General features: G+C 47.7%; 1 protein-coding gene. It reads right to left on the minus strand.

All coding sequences use genetic code 11. The annotated features are described in order from the left end of the window. The coding region (locus AABA86_RS34245; protein ID WP_338309885.1) for a hypothetical protein at positions 1 to 263 on the minus strand (263 nt) is incomplete at its 3' end. Positions 264 to 287 lie beyond the last annotated feature (24 nt).

A 287-nucleotide genomic window follows, 5' to 3' on the forward strand; every position in this document is an offset into this window, starting at 1 on the left:
TGCCTATCATCTGTAAGATTTGCGGGAACCATGCAGAAACTCAACTTTATTGCCTCAGAGATTGCATTGAGTCGTTGGCTATTTGGTCCACGCTTCACCTGGATACCCCTTCCTTCATGGCAGCGCTTGATTTTTCTGCTTAGATTCATTTTGTCCCGCTTGAACAGGTTGCGAGTTTTCTCCTTCGTTGTTGGTTCATCTGATGTCGTTGTTGTAATATTGCTCTCGATGGTGTCTGCGAGCCTTGGCAGCTGGCCCTTCATCGTGCTGCCGCAGTGCTTCAGATT

Source organism: Bradyrhizobium sp. TM233 (assembly GCF_036247965.1).
Classification (GTDB): domain Bacteria; phylum Pseudomonadota; class Alphaproteobacteria; order Rhizobiales; family Xanthobacteraceae; genus Bradyrhizobium; species Bradyrhizobium ottawaense.